The sequence below is a fragment of the Pseudorhodoferax sp. Leaf265 genome, from assembly GCF_001422365.1.
Classification (GTDB): domain Bacteria; phylum Pseudomonadota; class Gammaproteobacteria; order Burkholderiales; family Burkholderiaceae_C; genus Pseudorhodoferax.
In genome coordinates this window covers 366,003-386,162 of record NZ_LMMT01000001.1, presented here as the reverse complement: position 1 = coordinate 386,162, position 20,160 = coordinate 366,003, and the positions used below count along the sequence as shown (strand labels likewise).

The 20,160-nt window shown below is 66.5% G+C and carries 20 protein-coding genes and 6 tRNA genes; 18 read left to right on the top strand and 8 right to left on the bottom strand.

Annotated features, from left to right (window positions below):
• From ASF45_RS01880 to ASF45_RS01870, 3 genes are read right to left on the bottom strand one after another with little or no spacing between them, the layout of a single operon-like run.
• Positions 1-990 carry an HD-GYP domain-containing protein gene (locus tag ASF45_RS01880; protein ID WP_056655996.1) on the bottom strand — a complete coding sequence of 330 codons (990 nt, stop codon included), beginning with the start codon at positions 988-990 and terminating at the stop codon, positions 1-3.
• A complete protein-coding gene (locus tag ASF45_RS01875) occupies positions 990-1,634 on the bottom strand; it encodes a TIGR02281 family clan AA aspartic protease (RefSeq protein WP_056655993.1) in 645 nt (214 codons plus the stop codon). Before ASF45_RS01875 ends, ASF45_RS01880 begins: the two co-directional genes overlap by 1 nt.
• The gene (locus ASF45_RS01870) at positions 1,634-2,119 is read right to left on the bottom strand and encodes a YajQ family cyclic di-GMP-binding protein (RefSeq protein WP_056655991.1); all 486 of its coding nucleotides are present in this window, start codon (positions 2,117-2,119) and stop codon (positions 1,634-1,636) included. The genes ASF45_RS01875 and ASF45_RS01870 overlap by 1 nt, the downstream gene beginning before the upstream one ends.
• 75 nt (positions 2,120-2,194) lie before the next feature.
• Between ASF45_RS01870 and murB the strand changes: the two genes are divergently transcribed.
• Positions 2,195-3,247, top strand: a complete 1,053-nt coding sequence (gene murB / locus ASF45_RS01865; protein WP_056655988.1) for a UDP-N-acetylmuramate dehydrogenase — start codon at positions 2,195-2,197, stop codon at positions 3,245-3,247.
• A gap of 13 nt (positions 3,248-3,260) precedes the next feature.
• Here the strand turns inward: murB and ASF45_RS01860 are convergent, their stop codons facing one another.
• Positions 3,261-3,587: a pyrimidine/purine nucleoside phosphorylase gene (locus ASF45_RS01860; RefSeq protein ID WP_056655985.1), complete on the bottom strand. Its 327-nt coding sequence runs from the start codon at positions 3,585-3,587 to the stop codon at positions 3,261-3,263.
• A 27-nt stretch (positions 3,588-3,614) separates the two neighbouring features.
• On the bottom strand, positions 3,615-3,962 hold the full coding sequence (locus ASF45_RS01855) for an ArsC family reductase (RefSeq protein WP_056655982.1): 348 nt from the start codon (positions 3,960-3,962) through the stop codon (positions 3,615-3,617).
• Between the two features lie 43 nt (positions 3,963-4,005).
• Between ASF45_RS01855 and folC the strand changes: the two genes are divergently transcribed.
• The 11 genes from folC to ASF45_RS01800 all read left to right on the top strand — a co-directional run bounded on the left by folC (position 4,006) and on the right by ASF45_RS01800 (position 10,381).
• Complete coding sequence (gene folC / locus ASF45_RS01850; RefSeq protein WP_056655978.1) at positions 4,006-5,307, top strand: bifunctional tetrahydrofolate synthase/dihydrofolate synthase; 1,302 nt, start codon at positions 4,006-4,008, stop codon at positions 5,305-5,307.
• Positions 5,308-5,316: 9 nt separating this feature from the next.
• On the top strand, positions 5,317-6,123 hold the full coding sequence (locus ASF45_RS01845) for an SPOR domain-containing protein (protein WP_056655975.1): 807 nt from the start codon (positions 5,317-5,319) through the stop codon (positions 6,121-6,123).
• A 9-nt stretch (positions 6,124-6,132) separates the two neighbouring features.
• Positions 6,133-6,618, top strand: a complete 486-nt coding sequence (locus tag ASF45_RS01840; RefSeq protein WP_056655973.1) for a CvpA family protein — start codon at positions 6,133-6,135, stop codon at positions 6,616-6,618.
• Between the two features lie 48 nt (positions 6,619-6,666).
• The gene (purF, locus tag ASF45_RS01835) at positions 6,667-8,169 is read left to right on the top strand and encodes an amidophosphoribosyltransferase (RefSeq protein ID WP_056655970.1); all 1,503 of its coding nucleotides are present in this window, start codon (positions 6,667-6,669) and stop codon (positions 8,167-8,169) included.
• A 5-nt stretch (positions 8,170-8,174) separates the two neighbouring features.
• Positions 8,175-9,599, top strand: coding sequence for a glutamate--tRNA ligase (gltX, locus tag ASF45_RS01830; RefSeq protein ID WP_056655966.1), 1,425 nt, complete (start codon positions 8,175-8,177; stop codon positions 9,597-9,599).
• Positions 9,600-9,684: 85 nt separating this feature from the next.
• Positions 9,685-9,760 (top strand) — tRNA-Ala (locus tag ASF45_RS01825).
• Positions 9,761-9,804: 44 nt separating this feature from the next.
• Positions 9,805-9,880, top strand: a tRNA-Glu gene (locus tag ASF45_RS01820).
• A 47-nt stretch (positions 9,881-9,927) separates the two neighbouring features.
• A tRNA-Asp gene (locus ASF45_RS01815) sits at positions 9,928-10,004 on the top strand.
• A 77-nt stretch (positions 10,005-10,081) separates the two neighbouring features.
• Positions 10,082-10,157, top strand: a tRNA-Ala gene (locus tag ASF45_RS01810).
• A 25-nt stretch (positions 10,158-10,182) separates the two neighbouring features.
• Positions 10,183-10,258 (top strand) — tRNA-Glu (locus ASF45_RS01805).
• A 46-nt stretch (positions 10,259-10,304) separates the two neighbouring features.
• A tRNA-Asp gene (locus ASF45_RS01800) sits at positions 10,305-10,381 on the top strand.
• Positions 10,382-10,454: 73 nt separating this feature from the next.
• Here the strand turns inward: ASF45_RS01800 and ASF45_RS01795 are convergent.
• Together ASF45_RS01795 and ASF45_RS01790 are read right to left on the bottom strand one after the other, a co-directional pair.
• A complete protein-coding gene (locus tag ASF45_RS01795) occupies positions 10,455-11,069 on the bottom strand; it encodes an RnfABCDGE type electron transport complex subunit B (RefSeq protein WP_056655964.1) in 615 nt (204 codons plus the stop codon).
• A 2-nt stretch (positions 11,070-11,071) separates the two neighbouring features.
• On the bottom strand, positions 11,072-12,421 hold the full coding sequence (locus ASF45_RS01790) for a polyhydroxyalkanoate depolymerase (protein ID WP_056657399.1): 1,350 nt from the start codon (positions 12,419-12,421) through the stop codon (positions 11,072-11,074).
• Positions 12,422-12,619: 198 nt separating this feature from the next.
• Between ASF45_RS01790 and ASF45_RS01785 the strand changes: the two genes are divergently transcribed.
• Entirely contained in the window at positions 12,620-13,849 is a 1,230-nt protein-coding gene (locus ASF45_RS01785) for a nucleoside recognition domain-containing protein (RefSeq protein ID WP_056657396.1), read from the top strand.
• A 59-nt stretch (positions 13,850-13,908) separates the two neighbouring features.
• On the opposite strand, the gene ASF45_RS01780 is transcribed toward ASF45_RS01785, so the two are convergent.
• Positions 13,909-15,105, bottom strand: a complete 1,197-nt coding sequence (locus ASF45_RS01780; RefSeq protein WP_056655961.1) for an amino acid aminotransferase — start codon at positions 15,103-15,105, stop codon at positions 13,909-13,911.
• 143 nt (positions 15,106-15,248) lie between these two features.
• Here ASF45_RS01780 and uvrB point away from each other — a divergent pair, with 143 nt between their 5' ends.
• From uvrB to iscA, 5 genes are all read left to right on the top strand, one after another.
• Complete coding sequence (uvrB, locus tag ASF45_RS01775; RefSeq protein ID WP_056655958.1) at positions 15,249-17,333, top strand: excinuclease ABC subunit UvrB; 2,085 nt, start codon at positions 15,249-15,251, stop codon at positions 17,331-17,333.
• A 225-nt stretch (positions 17,334-17,558) separates the two neighbouring features.
• Positions 17,559-18,095, top strand: coding sequence for a Fe-S cluster assembly transcriptional regulator IscR (gene iscR / locus ASF45_RS01770; RefSeq protein WP_056655955.1), 537 nt, complete (start codon positions 17,559-17,561; stop codon positions 18,093-18,095).
• A 50-nt stretch (positions 18,096-18,145) separates the two neighbouring features.
• Complete coding sequence (locus ASF45_RS01765; protein WP_056655952.1) at positions 18,146-19,366, top strand: IscS subfamily cysteine desulfurase; 1,221 nt, start codon at positions 18,146-18,148, stop codon at positions 19,364-19,366.
• Positions 19,367-19,393: 27 nt separating this feature from the next.
• The gene (iscU, locus tag ASF45_RS01760; protein WP_056655948.1) at positions 19,394-19,780 is read left to right on the top strand and encodes a Fe-S cluster assembly scaffold IscU; all 387 of its coding nucleotides are present in this window, start codon (positions 19,394-19,396) and stop codon (positions 19,778-19,780) included.
• 2 nt (positions 19,781-19,782) lie between these two features.
• A complete protein-coding gene (iscA, locus tag ASF45_RS01755; RefSeq protein WP_056655945.1) occupies positions 19,783-20,106 on the top strand; it encodes an iron-sulfur cluster assembly protein IscA in 324 nt (107 codons plus the stop codon).
• Positions 20,107-20,160: the final 54 nt, after the last annotated feature.

Here is a 20,160-nt window from a genome sequence, read left to right as displayed (position 1 = left end):
TCAGGCGCCGTGCGCGCGTTCGGCCTGCAGGGCCTGGCGCAGCAGGGCCTGGTGGTTGATGCGCACGCGGTTGCGCAGCAGCTCGGGCGTCAGCGCCGACTGGATGGCCGGACCGCCCAGTACGATGCGCAGCAGGCGCGGGGCGGCCAGCTTCTCGCCGCTCTTGCCCAGCACGGTCGCCACGAGCGGATGGTTGGCCTGGCGGCCGCGGCGCAGCACCAGGGCCACCTCGCCCGAATCCAGCCGCACGAAGCTGCCCGGCGGGCACAGGCCCACGGCGCGCACCAGCGCCATGCCGGCGGCCTCGCGCGCGACATCGCCACGGCCCAGCATGGCGCGCACGGTCTCGATCACGCTGCGCGCGGCGCGCGACTTGCGCGGGCTGATCATCGCGGCGTAGCGGTCCACCACCTGCAGGATGCGGGCCAGGCGTTGCACCGGCGCCAGCGTATCCAGCGCGGCGGGGGGCAGACTCTCGTGGTGCAGGGCGACGACCTGCAACCAGTCCGCGTCGGCCACCCCCAGGCGGCCCAGCAGCATGCTGCCGGTCGCGGCATGCGCGTCGATCTGCTCTTTCTGCTCGGTGTTGGGGGCTTCGGCCTGTTCGGCCAGGCGGTTCTGCAGCGCCGTCATCGAGAGGTTCATGGTCAGGGCCGCACCGACCAGACTGTCGCGCTCGGACTGTGGCAGCGCCAATTCCGCCGCCAGCACATGGCACAGCACGCCACACACCAGCGCATGGGCGCTGCTGTAGCCCAGCGTGCGGTTGGCCGCGAGCTGATACAGCAGGTACAGGCCGGTGTCCATGTCGTGCTGGAGCAGATCCTGCATCCAGCGGTCGTACTGCTGCACTTTGCGCGGGAACTCGGCCACCTGGCGCGGCCGCAGCAGCAGCGTGGACAGCCCGGCCTCCAGTTCGGCCCACAGGCCCAGCAGGTCTTCGTATTCGGCGTCCTGCGGATGCGGGACGGCGGTGGGCTGCATGGCCATCAGTAGCGCTGCTCCAGCACCATCTGCTGCGGGCCGCGACTCATCTGGAAGCGCGCCAGCACGTTGTTGCCGAGCAGCACATAGGGCATGGGCTGGGGCACGACGGCGGCCTCGATGTCCCTGAGTTCGGTCTCGCCAATGCGCAGCGAAGCGAGCCGGACGACCCAGACCTGGATGGCACCGTTGGCCGTGCCCATGTTGGCCTGACGGCCCTTGCGGAAATCCAGTTTCAGTCGTTCCGCCTCGGCGGTGTCCAGTGCCACGGTGCTGGCGCCCGTGTCCACCATGAACTGCACGAGCTGGCCGTTGATGCGGCCCTGACCCATGAAGTGGCCGCGGCCGTCGGCCTGCAGCACGATGCGCCGGTCGGCCGCCGGCACGCCCATGGCGACCGGCGAGCCGCCCAGGCGCACGCTGGTGCGGCGCCCGCCGATTTCGAGTTCGGCCTGCTCGCCCTGCAACGCTAGCAGCTTGACGCCGCGCCAGCTCTCGCCGATGGCCACGCTGCGCGGCCCGGCTCCATCCACCACCAACAGCGCGCGCTGGCCCAGCACGCCCGTCAGCGCCACGGACTGCGCTTGCGCCTGGCCCAGCCATGCCGCCAGCAGCAGGGCCGCCAGCGCGAGAGCCCGGCGCATGCGCATCAGTCGCGGAAGTTGTTGAACGACAGCGGGATGTCGGTGATGTCCTTGCGGATCAGCGCCATCGCGGCCTGCAGGTCGTCGCGCTTGGTGCCCGTCACGCGCACGGTCTCGCCCTGGATGGCGGCCTGCACCTTGAGCTTGCTGTCCTTGATCAGGCGCTGCAGCTTTTTGGCCAGTTCGGCCTCGATGCCATTGCGCACCTTGACCACGCGCTTGACCTTGTCGCCGCCCATCTTCTGCACGTCGCCCATGTCCAGGAAGCGCACGTCGACCTCCTGCTTGGTCAGCTTGTTGCGCAGCACGTCGGCGATCTGGTCGAGCTGGAACTCGGCATCGCCGATGAGGGTGATCTCCTTGTCCTTGAGCTCGATGGCGGCCGAGGTGCCCTTGAAATCGAAGCGGGTGCCGATTTCCTTGGCGCTGTTGTCCACGGCGTTGCGGACCTTGACGAGGTCGGCTTCACAAACGGTGTCGAAAGAAGGCATGGGTGTGGTTCCTGGAGGTTGCGCCGGGCCGTGAGCGCGGGCGTCAGGGCCGGCATGCGATGCGACAATTCCAAGATGTTAGTCGAGATGAATGTCCCGCTGCGGGCCTACAACGCCTTCGGCATCGTGGCGCGCGCGCACACGCTGGTGCGCGTGGGGTCCGAAGCCGATCTGGCGGCTGTGCTGGCCGATCCGGAGCTCGCGGCCGCACCCAAGTTCGTGCTCGGCGGCGGCAGCAACATCGTGCTGACCGGCGACGTGCGCGCCCTGGTGCTCAAGGTGGAGATCATGGGCCGGCGCGTGGTCGAGGAGGCCGAGCGCGCCTGGGTCGTCGAGGCCGGCGCCGGCGAGAACTGGCACGACTTCGTGGCCTGGACGCTCGCGCAGGGCTTGCCGGGCCTGGAGAACCTCGCGCTGATCCCCGGCACCGTGGGCGCCTCCCCGGTACAGAACATCGGTGCGTACGGGGTGGAGCTGCAGGATCGCTTTGAATCGCTCGACGCGGTCGATCTGGCGACGGGCAAGCCCTTCACGTTGTCCGCCGCGCAATGCGCCTTCGGGTACCGCGATTCGGTGTTCAAGCATGCGGCGGCCGAGCTGTCGGACTTCGGCCTGGCGGGCCGCGCCCTCATCACGCGTGTGCGGCTGCGACTGCCCAAGCCGTGGAGGCCCGTGCTGGGCTACTTGGACCTGGAGCGCAAGCAGGCCGAGACCGGCATTGCCGCGCCCACGGCCCGGCAGATCTTCGAATGGATCTGCGAGATCCGCCGCCACAAGCTGCCCGATCCGCAGGTGATCGGCAACGCCGGCAGCTTCTTCAAGAACCCGACCGTGACGCCCGAGCAGTGTGCCGACATCATCGGCCGCGACCCGCGCGTGGTGCATTACCCGATGGCCGACGGCAGCATCAAGCTGGCCGCTGGCTGGCTCATCGATGCCTGCGGCTGGAAGGGCAAGAGCGTGGGCAATGCCGGCGTCTACGAAAAGCAGGCGCTGGTGCTCGTGAACCGCGGCGGAAAGGACAATCCCGCCACGGGCGGCGAGGTCATGACGCTGGCCCGGGCGATCCAGACCAGCGTCTACGAACGCTTCGGCATCCGGCTGGAGCCGGAGCCGGTGGTCGTCTGATCAGCCGCCAACCTTATCCGTAATGGCAGATGTAGTGGTACGGCCCGGTTTCGGCCGTCACGCGGATGTCGAACTTCGTGTTGCCCGGCACGCTGAACTGTTCACCGGCGCTGGACTTGACCCAGGCATCGGTGCCGGCCAGGCGGTACTCACAGGCGCCGCCCACGCATTCCATGATCTCGGGGGCGGCCGTGCCGAAGGTCAGCTCGGCCGGCAGGACCACGCCCACGCTCTTCTTGGTGCCGTCGGGGAAGGTGATGGCGTGGCTCACGCACTTGCCGTCGAAGTAGACATTGGCCTGGGTCGTGACGGTCACGCCCGCGATGCTGCTGGTGGTCATGGTCTCAAAAAGACAGAGTGAAAAAAATCAGTGGCGGCGGGTGGCCCAGGCCTCGGGCGCGAAGCCCGCGGTCACGGTGCCGTCGTCCCATTCGACGACGGGGCGTTTGATCGCGCTGGGTTGCGCGCGCAGCAATGCGGCGGCGCTGGCCGCGTCCTGGACAGCGGCTTGCTGCGCGGCGTCGAGCTTGCGCCAGGTCGTGCCCTTGCGGTTCAGCACGACTTCCCAGCCCAATTGAGCGATCCAGGCATCCAGCTGCGCCGGCACGCCGGCCTTCTTGAAATCGTGGAAGGCGTAGGCGATGCCCTGCGCGTCGAGCCAGGTGCGCGCCTTCTTGACGGTGTCGCAGTTGGGAATGCCGTACAGGGTGGTCATGGCGCGCGATTATGGCGAACGTGTTTGCGACAATCCGGGCCCTATGCAAACCCTGGCCCGAACTCTCGCCGAATGGCTCGCACACTGCGAGCAACTGCACGCCCGACCGATCGACCTGGGGCTGGAGCGCGTGCGCCGGGTGGCCGAGCGCATGCAGCTGCGCTTCGACTGCACCGTCATCACGGTGGCGGGCACCAATGGCAAGGGCTCGACCTGCGCCATGCTGGAATCCATCGCCGGCCAGGCCGGCTGGCGCACCGGCGTCTACACCTCGCCGCACCTCGTGCGTTTCGAGGAGCGTTGCCGCATCGCAGGCGAAGCGGTCGCCGAGGCCGATCTGCTGCCGCAGTTCGCGCGTGTCGAGGCGGCGCGCGGCGACACCACGCTGAGCTACTTCGAGTTCACCACGCTGGCCATCCTGGGCTGCCTGGCCGATGCCAGGCTGGACCTCGCCGTGCTCGAGGTGGGGCTGGGCGGCCGGCTGGACGCCGTCAACGTGATCGATGCCGACTGCGCCGTGATCACGAGCATCGACCTGGACCACATGGAATTCCTGGGCCCGGACCGCGAATCTATCGGCTTCGAGAAGGCCGGCATCCTGCGCCCGGGCCGTCCGGCCGTGGTCAGCGACCCGGTGCCGCCGGCCAGCATCGCGCGCCATGCGCATGCCATCGGCGCCGACCTGTGGCAGTCTGGCGTGGACTTCAACTTCTCGGGCGACCAACAGCAATGGGCCTGGGCCGGCCGCGGCAAGCGCTACAGCGGCCTGGCCTATCCGGCGCTGCGCGGTGCCAACCAACTGCTCAACGCGGCCGGCGTGCTGGCCGCGCTGACGGCCGTGCGCGAGCGCCTGCCGATCCCGGCCCAGGCCGTGCGCGCGGGGCTGGCCCTGGTCGAACTGCCCGGGCGCTTCCAGATCGTGCCGGGCCAGCCCACGCTGGTACTGGACGTGGCGCACAACCCACACGCGGCCTCCGCGCTGGCGGCCAACCTGGACGCCATGGGTTTTTTCCCCAACACGCATGCGGTCTTTGGCGCCATGGCCGACAAGGACCTGGACGGCATCCTGCGCCGCATGGCCCCGGTCGTGGACCGTTGGTACTTCTGCGACCTGCCGGGTACGCGCGCGGCGCGGGCCGACGAACTGCTGCAACGCTGGCAGGCGCTCAACACGCGCAAGGACGCATCCGCCAGCGCGCATGCCGGACCCACGCAAGCCCTGGCGGCGGCCGTGGGTGCGGCAGACCCCGCTGATAGAATCCTTGTCTTTGGGTCATTCCTGACCGTAGGTGGCGTGCTGGAGCAAGGCCTCCCCAAATTGCACGCCAAGCACCTCGGTCGCTGAACTCACTCCATGGCCTTTTTCAAGTTTCGCGCGCGCGGCCCCATGGGCGACGAGCACCCGGCCAGCCCTGCGGAAACCATCGACGACATGCGCCGCCGTGCGCGCCATCGGCTGATCGGCGCCACCGTGCTGGTGTTGGTCGGCGTGCTGGGTTTTCCGCTGCTGTTCGACTCGCAGCCGCGGCCGATCCAGGTCGACATTCCCTTCGACATTCCTGACCGCGACAAGGCCCAGCCGCCGGGCGCCGGCGCTGGTGGCAAGCTGGCCCAGGCCGCGCCGGAAGCTGCGCACACCCCTGGCAGCGTGGCAGCCGATGCCAGCCTGAACGCCAAGGAAGAGGTGCTGCCTCCCGCTGCGCCACCGCCTGCCCGCAGCGAAGCCAAGGCCGAACCGAAAGCCGAAGCCAGGAGCGAGCCGAAGAGCGAACCCCGCCACGAACCCAAGGTGGAGGCCAAGGCGCCAGCGCCCAGTCCAGCACCTGTGCCGGCCACCGACAGCGGTGCCCGTGCGCGTGCGTTGCTGGACGGCAAGACTGCGGCCTCTGCCGCGGCGCCTGCAGCGGCCCCCGCCAGTGCGGCGGAGCAGTCCGGCCGCTTCGTGGTGCAGGTCGGTGCGTTCGCCGACGTCGACAAGGCGCGCGAGGCGCGCCAGCGCCTGGAGCGGGCCGGCCTCAAGACCTACACCCAGGAAGTGCAGACCAAGGACGGTGCGCGCATCCGCGTGCGCGTCGGCCCCTACGGCGTGCGCGCCGAAGCCGACAAGGTGGCCGAGCGCATCAAGGCGCTGAGCCTGCCGGCCTCCGTGCTCACGCTCTGACATCCGTGCATGCCCGTCTTCGACTGGATCCTGTTGGCCGTGCTGGCCTGCTCGCTGCTGCTGGGGGCCTGGCGCGGCCTGGTGTTCGAGGTGCTATCGGTGCTGGGCTGGATCGCGGCGTTCGTGCTGGCGCAATGGCTGGCGCCCGACGTGGCGCCGCACCTGCCCATGGGCGGGACGGCCGAGACGGTGCGCTACGTGGCCGCCTTTGCGCTGGTGTTCGTGCTGGGCGCGTTCGCCTGCGGGCTGCTGGCGGCCTTGTTCAAGCGGCTGGTGCAGGCTGTGGGCCTGCGGCCGGTGGACCGCGTGCTGGGCATGGTGTTCGGCCTGTTGCGCGGCGCCATCTTGATTCTGGCGGCCGGCGTCATCATCTCCAATACACCGCTGCAGCGCGAGCCCTGGTGGCGCCAGTCCCATGGGGCGGGCATCACGGTGTCGGTGCTGCATGCGTTCAAGCAGGCGCTGCCGAGCGGGCTTGCCGAGTATCTACCCTGAGTTTCGCGGCCTGAGCCTGGCCGCCACCTTTCACCTGCGGGAACAACCATGTGCGGAATCGTCGGCGTCGTCAGCAATGCCCCTGTCAACCAGCTGATCTATGACGCGCTGCTGCTGTTGCAGCACCGTGGCCAGGATGCGGCCGGCATCGTGACCCAGCAGGAGCGCAAGTTCTTCATGCACAAGGCCAAGGGCATGGTGCGCGACGTGTTCCGCACGCGCAACATGCGTGCGCTGCCTGGCAACTGTGGCCTGGGCCAGGCGCGCTACCCCACGGCTGGCAATGCTTACAGCGAGGAAGAGGCCCAGCCCTTCTACGTGAACGCGCCCTTCGGCATCGTGCTGGTGCACAACGGCAACCTCACGAATGCCCATGCGCTCAAGGCCGAGCTGTTCAGCACCGACCACCGGCACACCAACACGGAGAGCGATTCCGAGGTGCTGCTCAACGTGCTGGCGCACGAATTGGAGCGCTCCACGCGTGGTGTGCCACTCAACGCTTCCGAGGTGTTCGCCGCCGTGCGGGCCGTGCACAAGCGCGTGCGCGGTTCTTATGCCGTGGTCGCATTGATCGCGGGCTACGGCTTGCTGGCTTTCCGCGATCCCTATGGCATCCGCCCGCTCGTGATGGGCCGCAGCGGCGACACCGTCATGGTGGCCAGCGAGTCGGTCACGCTGGAAGGAACGGGCCACGATTTCGAGCGCAACGTGGAGCCAGGCGAGGCCGTGTTCATCGACCTGCAGGGCAAGGTGCACGCTGAGCAGTGCGCGGAGTCGCCGCGGCTGAATCCCTGCATCTTCGAGTACGTCTACCTCGCACGGCCCGATTCGGTCATGGACGGCATCTCGGTCTACCAGGCCCGGCTGAACCTCGGCGAAGCGCTGGCCAAGCGCCTGGTGTCAACGCTGCCGCCGAGCGGTGTCGACGTGGTGATCCCGATCCCGGAATCCAGCCGTCCGAGCGCGATGCAGCTGGCGCAGCTGCTGGGCATCCCGTACCGCGAGGGCTTCGTCAAGAACCGCTACGTGGGCCGCACCTTCATCATGCCGGGGCAGGGCGTGCGCAAGAAGTCCGTGCGCCAGAAGCTCAACGCGATCGCCAGCGAGTTCAAGGACCGCAACGTGCTGCTGGTCGACGACTCCATCGTGCGCGGCACCACCAGCCGTGAGATCGTGCAGATGGCGCGCGATGCCGGCGCCCGCAAGGTTTACCTGGCCAGCGCCGCGCCGCCCGTACGCTACCCCAACGTCTACGGCATCGACATGCCGACCAAGGACGAGCTGGTCGCGCACGGCCGCACGGTCGAGGAGATCCGCGCCATCATCGGCTGCGACGCGCTGATCTACCAGGACGTCGACGGCATGAAAAAGGCCGTGGGCTCGCTGAACCCGGCCATCGCCGGCTTCGATGCCTCGTGCTTCGACGGTGTCTACGTGACCGGCGACATCTCCGAAGGCGACATCGCCCGCCTCAACGAACGCCGCGTGGGCGGCAACGAGGACGATGCCGACAGCTCGCGCCTGGCCCTGCCGAACGCCGAAGCCGCCTGATTTCCATGCCCGACATGCCGACTCCTCCTGTCCGTACCCGATTCGCGCCGTCGCCGACCGGCTTCATCCACCTGGGCAACATCCGCTCGGCCCTGTACCCGTGGGCGTTCGCGCGCGCCAGCGGCGGCGTCTTCGTGTTGCGCATCGAAGATACCGACCTGGAGCGTTCCTCACAGGCCGCCGTCGATGTGATCATCGAAAGCATGCGCTGGCTGGGCCTGGACCACGACGAAGGGCCGTTCTACCAGATGCAGCGCATCGCGCGCTACAAGGAAGTGCTGGCCCAGATGCAGGCGCAGGACCTGGTCTACCCCTGCTACATGGGCGTGGCCGAGCTCGATGCGTTGCGCGAGCGCCAGATGGCCAACAAGGAAAAGCCGCGGTACGACGGCACCTGGCGGCCCGAGCCGGGCAAGGTGTTGCCGGTCGTCCCCGAAGGCGTGCAGCCCGTGCTGCGCTTCAAAAACCCGCAGGGCGGTTCGGTGGTCTGGGAGGACAAGGTCAAGGGCCGCATCGAGATCCGCAACGACGAACTCGACGACCTCGTGATCGCGCGGCCCGATGGCACGCCGACCTACAACTTCTGCGTGGTCGTCGACGACATCGACATGGCGATCACGCATGTGATCCGTGGCGACGACCATGTCAACAACACGCCGCGCCAGATCAACATCTTCCGCGCGCTCGGCAAGGAGCCGCCGGTCTACGCCCACCTGCCCACCGTGCTGAACGAGGTGGTGGACGAGCATGGCGAGAAGCGCGTCGAGAAGATGTCCAAGCGCTACGGTGCCAAGCCCGTCACGCAGTACCGCGACGAAGGCTACCTGCCCGATGCCATGGTCAACTACCTTGCGCGCCTGGGCTGGAGCCACGGCGACGACGAGATCTTCAGCCGTGCGCAGTTCCTGGAGTGGTTCGACCTGGACCACCTGGGCCGCAGTGCCGCGCAGTTCGACGAGGCCAAGCTGCGCTGGGTCAATGCCCAGCACCTGAAGGCCGCGGCCGACGATGTGCTCGCGCCGCTGGTGGCCGAGCAACTGCGCAAGCAGGGCATCACCGCTGACGAACGCCTGCCCGCGATCTGCGGCCTGTTCAAAGACCGTTGCGACACCACGGTGGCGCTGGCCAATTGGGCTGCGGCCTTCTACCGCGGCGTGCAGCCCAAGCCGGATGAACTGGCGCAGCATGTGACCGACGCCGTGCGTCCTGCGATCACTGCGCTGGCCGACAAGCTGGAAAACGTGGCCTGGGAGAAGCCGGCCATCGCCGCTGCACTCATGGAGGTGCTGGGTGCGCACGGTCTCAAGATGCCGCAACTGGCCATGCCTGTGCGCGTGTTGGTCATGGGCACAGCGCAGACGCCATCGCTCGATGCGGTGCTCGCTTTGTCCACGAAAAAAAATGTGGTCGAGCGATTGCGAGCAGCCTAAAAAGCGTTCTATAATTTGAGGCTCGATAGATGACGAGGATGCGGCTAAAAAGCTTGCAAAACGTCAAAAATTGACAACTACCCAAGGGGGTATAGCTCAGCTGGGAGAGCGCTTGCATGGCATGCAAGAGGTCAGCGGTTCGATCCCGCTTACCTCCACCAAGTAAGTTGTCATCACTGTCGAACGGATTCAGTCCAAAGGTTTTGACCCTATCGTCTAGAGGCCTAGGACATCACCCTTTCACGGTGAGTACCGGGGTTCGAATCCCCGTAGGGTCGCCAAGTTTTGCAGTGCTTGGGTTGCCGCAAGGTGCCGAAGCCACCTACCAGGAGTGGTAGTTCAGTTGGTTAGAATACCGGCCTGTCACGCCGGGGGTCGCGGGTTCGAGTCCCGTCCACTCCGCCAAATTTCCTTCGGGAGATCAACGGGCTTGCAGCAGAGATGTTGAGGCCCGTTTTATTTTGAAGATTGACGGTTCACCCGGGGGTATAGCTCAGCTGGGAGAGCGCTTGCATGGCATGCAAGAGGTCAGCGGTTCGATCCCGCTTACCTCCACCACGTGAACCGTCGTCGATTGGTCCTTGACCCTATCGTCTAGAGGCCTAGGACATCACCCTTTCACGGTGAGTACCGGGGTTCGAATCCCCGTAGGGTCGCCAAGTTCGTAGCGCTTGGGTCGCCGCAAGGTGCCGAAGCTACCTACCAGGAGTGGTAGTTCAGTTGGTTAGAATACCGGCCTGTCACGCCGGGGGTCGCGGGTTCGAGTCCCGTCCACTCCGCCACAACCGCAACGGGTTACGCAAGCAATTGCGTGACCCGTTTGTCTTTTTGGGGCGCGATGAGAACGCCAGGGCCTCAGCTTTGCGTGCGGCGGGCCCGGGCGCGCGCCAGGGCGGCCTCGACGATGGCGCGCCGGGGATCGGCCTGGGCAGCGGCCGGCGCCTCTTCGGGGAGCGGCGCAGGTGAGGGCGCATCGGCTGGTGGCCGCGCCGCGTGCTGCGCATACCGCGTCCTTGCTGCCATCGCTTGGCTCTGCGACCAAGCGGCCCAGCCGGTCAGGCTACCGCTGGTGGGTTCGAGGTGGATGCAGTCGACCGGGCAGACCGGGATGCAGAGTTCACAGCCCGTGCAATGCGCTTCCAGCACCGTGTGCATGGCCTTGCTGGCGCCGATGATCGCGTCGACGGGGCATGCTTTGAGACACAGCGTGCAGCCGATGCACCAGTCCTCGTCGATGAAGGCCATCTGGCGCGGCCCCTCGGTTCCGTAGGTCGGATCAAGGGGCAGGGCGGCCCGGCCGGTCAGCCGGGCCAGGCGCTCCACGCCCTCGGCGCCGCCTGGCGGGCAGCGGTTGATCGGCGCCTGTTCGTCGGTGATCGCCTGCGCGTAGGCCGCGCAATCGGGGTAGCCGCAGCGCGTGCACTGCGTCTGCGGCAGTTCGGCCAGTACGCGCTGGGCCAGGGTGGACACCTTCAGGCGGCGCTCGTCTTTTTGGTCGCAACGCGTACAGCGGCAGTGCGTGCCAAGGTGCCGCCACGTGGCGTACTGGACTTGGCGCCCTGGTTGTGCGCGAGGATGAAGTCACGCACTTTGGGATAGACGCCCTCGCGCCAGCGCCGGCCACTGAAGATGCCGTAGTGGCCTGCGCCCTTGACCTCGAAATGCTCGCGCTGGTCTGCGGCGATGCCGCTGCACAGCCCGTGCGCGGCGGCGGTCTGGCCCGAGCCGGAGATGTCGTCGAGCTCGCCTTCGACGGTCAGCAATGCGCAGCCCCGGATGTCCTGCGGCTGCACCAGCTCGGACACGCCCTTGGGGTTGCGGACTTGCCACGTGCCGTTGACGAGCTTGAAGTCCTGGAACACCGTGGCGATGGTCTCCAGGTAGTAGTCGGCGTCCATGTCCAGCACCGCGTTGTACTCGTCGTAGAACTTGCGGTGGCTCTCGGCGCCGACGTCATCGCCCTGCAGCAGATGCTCGAAGTAGTCGTAGTGGCTCTTGGCGTGATGGTCGGGGTTCATGGCCACGAAGCCCGCATGCTGCAGGAAGCCAGGGTACACGCGCCGGCCCGCGCCTGCGAAAGTCTGCGGCACGCGGTAGATCACGTTGTTTTCGAACCATTCGAAGCTCTTGTTCATGGCCAGGTTGTTCACGGCAGTCGGCGACTTGCGCGCGTCGATGGGGCCGCCCATCATGGTCATGGACAGCGGCAGCCGCTCGCCGCGCGAAGCCATCAGCGAGACGGCAGCCAGCACCGGCACAGTGGGCTGGCACACGCTCATCACGTGGCAGTCGCCGTAGACGGACTGCAGGTGCCGGATGAATTCCTGCACGTAGTTGACGTAGTCGTCCAGATGGAACTCGCCCTCGGACAGCGGCACGGTACGGGCGTTCTTCCAGTCGGTGATGTAGACCTTGTGGCCGCCCAGCATGGACTTGACGGTGTCACGCAGCAAGGTGGCGTAGTGGCCCGACAGCGGGGCGACGATCAGAACCGCAGGCTGGCCCTTGAGAGTGGCCAGGGTGCCTCCGTCATCGGTGAAGCGCTTGAAGCGGCGCAGTTCGCAAAAGGGCTTGTTGACCTCCACGCGTTCATGGATGGCGACGTCCACGCCGCCCACGGTCACGGTCTGCAGGCCGAACACCGGCTTCTCGTAGTCCTTGCCCAGCCGGTACAGGAGGTCGTAGCCCGCGGCTACGCGCTGGGCGAAGGGGTTCTGGCCCAGCGGCGACGCCGGGTTGCCGAACAGCTTGGAGGCGGCATTTGCAAATTCGGCAAATGGCTCCATCAGGGAGCGCTGGGCTTCGTAGATCTGGTACAGCATCGCGGGAAGGAGAGAGAGGAGAAGGATGTACAGCGCGGTCTTGCTGCACTGCAGCAATATAGCAGTTGTCAGGCTGCCGTGCATGACGGGAAACACCAATGCAGTGCGCAATGCGCCATTTGCGCACGCTGTTGGATTCTGTTTATGCACGCCATCGGTGCGCCGAAGGCGGTGACGGGCGCCACTACACTGCCCGCCATGCTGAATGGGTTGTGGCTGGGCTTCTTTCTGACCGCGGCCGCCAGCGCCGGTTGGCGCTGGTTGGTAGGAGGAGAGGCAGAGGTCTTCGCCGCGATGGTGCAGGCGCTGTTCGCCATGGCCAAGCTGGCGGTGGAGGTCATGGTGTTGCTGTTCGGCACCCTGACGCTGTGGCTGGGCTTCCTGCGCGTCGCCGAACAGGCGGGGCTGGTCAACTGGCTGGCGCGGCTGCTGTCGCCGCTGCTGTGCCGGCTGATGCCGCAGGTGCCGCCGGGCCACCCGTCACTGGGCCTGATCACGCTGAACTTCGCCGCCAATGCGCTGGGTTTGGACAATGCGGCCACCCCGATCGGACTCAAGGCCATGCGTTCACTGCAGGAACTCAACCCGAACGCCACGGTGGCCAGCAACGCCCAAATCCTGTTCCTCGTCCTGAACGCGTCGGCGCTGACGTTGTTGCCGGTCAGCATCTTCATGTACCGCGCCCAGCAGGGGGCGGCCGACCCGACGCTGGTGTTCCTCCCCATCCTGCTGGCCAACGCCGTCGGCACGCTGGTCGCGCTGCTGGCCGTGGCCGCCGTGCAGCGCCTGCGGTTGTGGGACCCGGTGGTGCTGGCCTACCTGGTGCCTGGTGCCGTGCTGATGGGCGGTTGCATGGCGCTGCTGGCGGGCCTGTCGGCCACGGCATTGGCGGGGCTTTCCTCCCTGCTGGGCAACCTGACGATGTTCGCCATCGTGCTGCTGTTCCTGCTGGCGGGCGCGGTGCGCCGCGTGCCGGTCTACGAGGCCTTCGTCGATGGCGCCAAGGAAGGCTTCGACGTGGCGAAGAATCTGCTGCCCTACCTGGTCGCGATGCTGTGCGCGGTGGGCGTGCTGCGCGCCTCGGGCGCGCTCGACCTGGTGCTGGACGGCTTGCGCGGTCTGGTGGCGCTGGCGGGCTGGGACACGCGCTTCGTCGACGCCATGCCGACCGCGCTGGTCAAGCCCTTCTCGGGCAGCGCCGCGCGTGCGCTGCTGCTGGAGACCATGCAGAACCGGGGTGTGGACAGCTTCGCCGCGCTGCTGGCCGCCACGGTGCAGGGCAGCACCGAGACCACTTTCTACGTGCTGGCCGTGTACTTCGGCGCCGTCGGCATCCAGCGCGCCCGCCATGCTGTGGCCTGCGCCGTGTTAGCCGATGCGGCCGGCATCCTGGCGTCGATCGGCGTTTGCTACTGGTTCTTCGGCTGAAGCGACCCCAAGAAAAACGCCGCGCGGCGCGCGGCGTCTTCAAGGGCATCGGCGGTAGGTCAGACGACCTTGGCGATGCTGGCGCAGACGTAGTCGATGTTCTTGCTGTTCAGTGCGGCCACGCACATGCGGCCTGTGTCCGTACCGTAGACGCCGAACTCGTTGCGCAGGCGCACCATCTGGTCCTTGGACAGGCCCGAGTAGCTGAACATGCCGACCTGGGTCGTGATGAAGCCCATGTCCTGCTGCACGCCGGCGGCCTTGAGCTTCTCCACCAGGGCCACGCGCATCTGCTTGATGCGGGTGCGCATGCCGGCCAGCTCCTCTTCCCACAGCGCGCGCAGTTCGGGCGTGTTCAACACCGAGGCCACCACGCTGCCGCCGTGCGTGGGCGGATTGCTGTAGTTGGTGCGGATCATGATCTTGAGCTGGCTCAGCACGCGGTCGGCCTCGGCCTTGTCCTGGCACAGCACGGACAGGGCGCCGACGCGCTCGCCGTACAGGCTGAAGCTCTTGCTGAACGAGGTCGAGACGAAGAACGACAGGCCGGCGGCCAGGGCCTTGGCTACCGCCACGCCGTCTTCGGCGATGCCCTGGCCGAAGCCCTGGTAGGCCATGTCCAGGAAGGGCACGAGGTTGCCGGCCTTGACCGTGGCGATGACCTGGTCCCACTGCGCGGGCGTGAGGTCGTAGCCGGTCGGGTTGTGGCAGCAGGCGTGCAGCACGACCACGGTGCCGGGCGCGGCGGCCTTCAGGTCGGCCAGCATGCCGTCGAAGTCGACACCGCGCTTGGCTGCGTCGTAGTAGCGGTGGCTCTGCACTTCGAAGCCGGCCTGCGTGAACAGCGCGCGGTGGTTCTCCCAGCTCGGGTCGCTGATCAGCACCTTGGCGTTCGGGTTCAGGCGCTTGAGGAAGTCGGCGCCGATCTTCAGGCCGCCGGTACCGCCCAGGCCCTGCACGGTGGCGACGCGGCCGCTCTTGACAGGTTCGCTGTCGGCCCCAAATACCAGGTTCTTGACGGCGCTGTCATAGGCCGCGATGCCGTCGATGGGCAGATAGCCGCGTGCCTTGGGCGCCTGCATCATGGCTTGTTCGGCCTTTTGCACGCAGGCCAGCAGCGGCAGCTTGCCGTTGTCGTCGTAGTAGACACCGACGCCCAGGTTGACCTTGTTGGGGTTGGTGTCGGCGGCAAACTGCTCGTTCAGACCCAGGATCGGGTCGCGCGGTGCCATCTCGACGGCGGAGAACAAAGACATTGAAGTTCCTGCAGAGGGTTGTCGCTAGCGGGGAGGGCCGTGCTGCGCTAGCCTATCGGGTTGCCCCTCGCTTGAGCTGCGCGAGGAAGCCGGCGACGGCCGTGCACCAATTTTAAGCATTCCTGTCACGATCGGATTCCCTGATGTCAGAAGTTCTGGATACCACCGCAGAAGAGAAGAAGGGCGAGTTCGTCCATTTCCCTGGTTCCCCGTTCGAGTTGTTCCAGCCCTATCCCCCGGCCGGCGACCAGCCCGAGGCGATCGACCAATTGGTCGAAGGCGTGCGCGACGGCGAGGTGTTCCAGACTTTGCTGGGCGTGACGGGCTCGGGCAAGACCTACACCATGGCCAACGTGGTCGCACGGCTGGGCCGGCCGGCCATCGTGTTCGCGCCGAACAAGACGCTGGCCGCGCAGCTGTACAGCGAATTCCGCGAGTTCTTCCCGAAGAACGCAGTGGAGTACTTCGTCAGCTACTACGACTATTACCAGCCCGAGGCCTATGTGCCGCAGCGCGACCTGTTCATCGAGAAGGACTCGGCGATCAACGAGCACATCGAGCAGATGCGGCTGTCGTGCACCAAGAGCATCCTGGAGCGGCGCGACGTGCTGATCGTGGCCACGGTGTCGGCCATCTATGGCATCGGCGAGCCTGAGAGCTACCACCGCATGATCATGACGCTGCGCGCGGGCGACAAGATGGGCCAGCGCGACGTGATTGCGCAACTGATCCGCATGCAATACCAGCGCAACGACCAGGACTTTTCGCGCGGAAAGTTCCGCGTGCGCGGCGACACCATCGACGTGTTTCCGGCCGAGCATTCCGAGTTGGCCATCCGCATCGAGCTGTTCGACGACGAGATCGAGACGTTGCAGCTGTTCGATCCGCTGACCGGCCGCATCAAGCAGAAGATCCCGCGCTTCACGGTCTACCCGAGCAGCCACTACGTGACGCCGCGCGACAAGGTGCTCACGGCCGTGGAGACCATCAAACTCGAACTGAGCGAGCGGCTCCAGCAACTGGTCGATGCCGGCAAGCTGGTCGAGGCCCAGCGCCTGGAGCAGCGCACCCGCTTCGATCTGGAAATGCTCAGCGAGGTCGGCCACTGCAAGGGCATCGAGAACTATACGCGGCACCTGTCGGGTTCGGCGCCGGGCGATCCGCCGTCCACGCTGACCGACTACCTGCCCAAGGACGCCGTGATGTTCCTGGACGAAAGCCATGTGCTGATCGGCCAGCTCGGCGCCATGTACAACGGCGACCGCTCGCGCAAGACCACGCTGGTGGAGTACGGGTTCCGCCTGCCCAGTGCGCTGGACAACCGGCCACTCAAGTTCGAGGAGTTCGAGCAGCGCATGCGCCAGGCCATCTTCGTCTCCGCCACGCCGGCCGACTACGAGAAGACCCATGCCGGCCAGGTGGTCGAGCAGGTGGTGCGGCCGACCGGCCTGATCGACCCCGAGGTGGAGGTGCGCCCGGCCGCGACCCAGGTCGACGACGTGCTGCAGGAGATCCGGCTGCGCGTGGAGCGCGACGAGCGCGTGTTGATCACCACGCTGACCAAGCGCATGGCCGAGCAACTGACCGACTACCTCGCCGACAACGGCGTCAAGGTGCGCTACCTGCACTCGGACATCGACACGGTGGAGCGCGTGGAGATTCTGCGCGACCTGCGCCTCGGAAGCTTTGACGTGCTGGTCGGCATCAACCTGCTGCGCGAAGGCCTGGACATTCCCGAGGTGTCGCTGGTCGCCATCCTCGATGCCGACAAGGAGGGCTTCCTGCGCTCGGAGCGCTCGCTGATCCAGACCATCGGCCGCGCCGCGCGCAATCTGCAGGGCAAGGCCATCCTCTACGCGGACCGCATCACCGACTCCATGCGCCGCGCCATCGACGAGACCGAGCGCCGGCGCGCCAAGCAGATGGCGCACAACGAAGCCCAGGGCATCACGCCACGCGCCATCGTCAAGAAGGTGCGCGACCTCATCGATGGCGTCTACAGCGAAAAGAGCGGCAAGGAGGCCGAACGCATCGAGCAGGCCGCGCTGCAGCGCGCCAAGGTCGAGGACATGAGCGAGAAAGACATCGCGCGCGAGATCAAGCGGCTGGAAAAGCAGATGCTGGAGCATGCCCGCAACCTGGAGTTCGAGAAGGCCGCGCGCGTGCGCGACCAACTGGCCCAGCTCAAGGCCCAGGCTTTCGGCGCCGCGGGAGAGGATCACCTCTAGGCAAAAGCCGGAAAGACCTGTTTACCCGACAGATTCAATAGGGATTTCTGCTATACTTGAGTTAATTGATCGGGAACAAAAGCGCATCGAAGAAGTCCATCGCTGAGGGCTCCAAACCGCTTCCACATCGTCAACGGATGAAGAGCTGGTGCAAAGCGCGTCGGGCCGGGTGGGACCCCCGCTCCGGCTTCAACGGTAGGTCAAGCAATTGAGAAGGAGCTTGCGATGCGTCTGACAACCAAAGGCCGTTTTGCGGTCACAGCCATGATCGATCTGGCCTTGCGCCAGAACAACGGTCCGGTCACGCTGGCGGCCATCAGCCAGCGCCAGCAGATCTCCCTGTCGTACCTGGAGCAGTTGTTCGGCAAGCTGCGGCGCCACGACCTCGTGGAATCGACGCGCGGCCCGGGCGGCGGTTACACGCTGGGCCGCAAGGCCACCGACATCACCGTGGCCGACATCATCGTTTCGGTCGACGAGCCCATCGACGCCACCCATTGCGGCGGCAAGGAAAACTGTCTGGGCGAGGCTGGCCGCTGCATGACGCACGAGCTGTGGGCCGCGCTGAACCAGCGCATGGTCGAGTTCCTGGACTCCGTGACCCTGCAGAAACTTGTCGACGACCAGATCGCCAAGGGCGTGCAGGTCGAGAGCAAGCCCATGCTCAAGCGCGCCATCTCGCCGCAGCCTGTGGTCAAGCCGATCCGCGTGAACGCGCCCAACTCCGTGTTCGCGCTGGGCAATGCGTTCGCCAAGTCCTGAACTCCTCGCGCCCGCCATTTCTCCAGCCAGCCGCGATTGAAAGCTAGCCAATGTCAAGCACGCCCCATTTCCCGATCTACATGGACTACAGCGCCACCAACCCCTGCGACGAGCGGGTGGTGGATGCCATGATTCCGTGGCTGCGGGAGCACTTCGGCAACCCCGCATCGCGCAGCCACGCCTGGGGCTGGGAAGCTGAGGCCGCGGTCGAGAAGGCGCGCGAGCAAGTGGCGGCACTGATCGGTGCAGACCCTCGCGAGATCATCTGGACCTCGGGCGCGACCGAGTCCGACAACCTTGCCATCAAGGGCGCCGCCCAGTTCTACAAGGGCAAGGGCAAGCACATCATCACGGTCAAGACCGAGCACAAGGCCGTGCTGGACACCTGCCGCGAACTGGAGCGCCAGGGCTTCGAAGTCACCTACATGGATGTGCAGCCCGACGGGCTGCTGGACCTGGCGGCGTTCGAGGCCGCGATCCGCCCCGACACCATCCTGGCCAGTGTGATGTTCGTGAACAACGAGATCGGCGTGATCCAGGACATCGCCGCCATCGGCGAGATCTGCCGCGCCAAGGGTGTGGTGTTCCACGTCGATGCCGCGCAGGCCACGGGCCGCGTCGCGATCGACCTGGCCACGCTCAAGGTCGATCTCATGAGCCTGACCTCGCACAAGACCTACGGCCCCAAGGGCATCGGTGCCCTCTACGTGCGCCGCAAGCCCCGCATCCGCATCGAGGCGCAGATGCACGGTGGAGGCCACGAGCGCGGCATGCGTTCGGGCACGCTGCCCACGCACCAGATCGTCGGCATGGGCGAGGCCTACCGCATCGCCAGGGAAGAGATGGCAACGGAGAACGAGCGCATCCAGGCGCTGCACGACCGCATGCTCAAGGGCTTGCAGGACATCGAACAGGTGTTCATCAACGGCCACGCCACCCGGCGCGTGCCGCACAACCTGAACATGAGCTTCAACTTCGTCGAAGGCGAGTCGCTGATCATGGGCATCAAGGGCCTGGCGGTGTCCAGCGGCTCGGCCTGCACCTCGGCCAGCCTGGAGCCCAGCTACGTGCTGCGCGCGCTGGGCCGCAGCGACGAGCTGGCCCACAGCAGCCTGCGCATGACCATCGGCCGCTGGACCACCGAGGCCGACATCGACTATGCCGTGCAGACCATCCGCCAGAACGTGGACAAGCTGCGCGAGCTGAGCCCGCTGTGGGAGATGTACCAGGACGGCGTCGACATCTCGTCGATCCAGTGGACTGCACATTGAACACGCAACACACAGAGTGAGAGAACCATGGCTTATTCGGACAAGGTCGTAGACCACTACGAGAACCCGCGCAACGTCGGCTCCTTCGACAAGGGCGACGATTCCATCGGTACTGGCATGGTCGGCGCACCGGCTTGCGGCGACGTGATGAAGCTGCAGATCAAGGTGAACCCGCAGACCGGCGTGATCGAGGATGCGCGCTTCAAGACCTACGGTTGTGGCTCTGCCATCGCGTCGTCTTCGCTCGTGACCGAGTGGGTCAAGGGCAAGACGCTGGACGAGGCCGCTGCGCTCAAGAACAGCCAGATCGCCGAAGAACTGGCGCTGCCGCCGGTCAAGATCCACTGTTCCATCCTGGCCGAGGACGCGATCAAAGCCGCCGTGGACGACTACCGCAAGAAGCGCACCCACTGACCATGGCCGTGACCTTGACCGAGGCGGCAGCCCGCCATGTCAACCGCTACCTGAGCAAGCGCGGCAAGGGCGTCGGGGTGCGCCTGGGCGTCAAGACCACGGGCTGCTCGGGTCTCGCCTACAAACTTGAGTATGTGGACGAAGCCGCGCCCGAAGACTTGGTGTTCGAAGAGCACGGCATCAAGGTGCTGGTCGATCCCAAGAGCCTGGCCTACTTGGACGGCACCAAGCTCGACTTCGTGCGCGAAGGCTTGAACGAGGGCTTTCGCTTCGAGAACCCCAACGAGCGCGACAAGTGCGGTTGCGGCGAGAGCTTCCGCGTCTGAACCACGTTCCATCCCGGCAACCGCCATGGCGCACTGCGTGATGGCGGTTTTTTC

Bases quoted from the DNA above. Each gene is read 5' to 3' on its own strand.
- ASF45_RS01880 (WP_056655996.1), bottom strand. From the start codon at position 990: ATGGCCATGCAGCCCACCGCCGTCCCGCATCCGCAGGACGCCGAATAC.
- ASF45_RS01875 (WP_056655993.1), bottom strand. From the start codon at position 1,634: ATGCGCATGCGCCGGGCTCTCGCGCTGGCGGCCCTGCTGCTGGCGGCA.
- ASF45_RS01870 (WP_056655991.1), bottom strand. From the start codon at position 2,119: ATGCCTTCTTTCGACACCGTTTGTGAAGCCGACCTCGTCAAGGTCCGC.
- murB (WP_056655988.1), top strand. From the start codon at position 2,195: ATGTTAGTCGAGATGAATGTCCCGCTGCGGGCCTACAACGCCTTCGGC.
- ASF45_RS01860 (WP_056655985.1), bottom strand. From the start codon at position 3,587: ATGACCACCAGCAGCATCGCGGGCGTGACCGTCACGACCCAGGCCAAT.
- ASF45_RS01855 (WP_056655982.1), bottom strand. From the start codon at position 3,962: ATGACCACCCTGTACGGCATTCCCAACTGCGACACCGTCAAGAAGGCG.
- folC (WP_056655978.1), top strand. From the start codon at position 4,006: ATGCAAACCCTGGCCCGAACTCTCGCCGAATGGCTCGCACACTGCGAG.
- ASF45_RS01845 (WP_056655975.1), top strand. From the start codon at position 5,317: ATGGCCTTTTTCAAGTTTCGCGCGCGCGGCCCCATGGGCGACGAGCAC.
- ASF45_RS01840 (WP_056655973.1), top strand. From the start codon at position 6,133: ATGCCCGTCTTCGACTGGATCCTGTTGGCCGTGCTGGCCTGCTCGCTG.
- purF (WP_056655970.1), top strand. From the start codon at position 6,667: ATGTGCGGAATCGTCGGCGTCGTCAGCAATGCCCCTGTCAACCAGCTG.
- gltX (WP_056655966.1), top strand. From the start codon at position 8,175: ATGCCCGACATGCCGACTCCTCCTGTCCGTACCCGATTCGCGCCGTCG.
- ASF45_RS01790 (WP_056657399.1), bottom strand. From the start codon at position 12,421: ATGCTGTACCAGATCTACGAAGCCCAGCGCTCCCTGATGGAGCCATTT.
- ASF45_RS01785 (WP_056657396.1), top strand. From the start codon at position 12,620: ATGCTGAATGGGTTGTGGCTGGGCTTCTTTCTGACCGCGGCCGCCAGC.
- ASF45_RS01780 (WP_056655961.1), bottom strand. From the start codon at position 15,105: ATGTCTTTGTTCTCCGCCGTCGAGATGGCACCGCGCGACCCGATCCTG.
- uvrB (WP_056655958.1), top strand. From the start codon at position 15,249: ATGTCAGAAGTTCTGGATACCACCGCAGAAGAGAAGAAGGGCGAGTTC.
- iscR (WP_056655955.1), top strand. From the start codon at position 17,559: ATGCGTCTGACAACCAAAGGCCGTTTTGCGGTCACAGCCATGATCGAT.
- ASF45_RS01765 (WP_056655952.1), top strand. From the start codon at position 18,146: ATGTCAAGCACGCCCCATTTCCCGATCTACATGGACTACAGCGCCACC.
- iscU (WP_056655948.1), top strand. From the start codon at position 19,394: ATGGCTTATTCGGACAAGGTCGTAGACCACTACGAGAACCCGCGCAAC.
- iscA (WP_056655945.1), top strand. From the start codon at position 19,783: ATGGCCGTGACCTTGACCGAGGCGGCAGCCCGCCATGTCAACCGCTAC.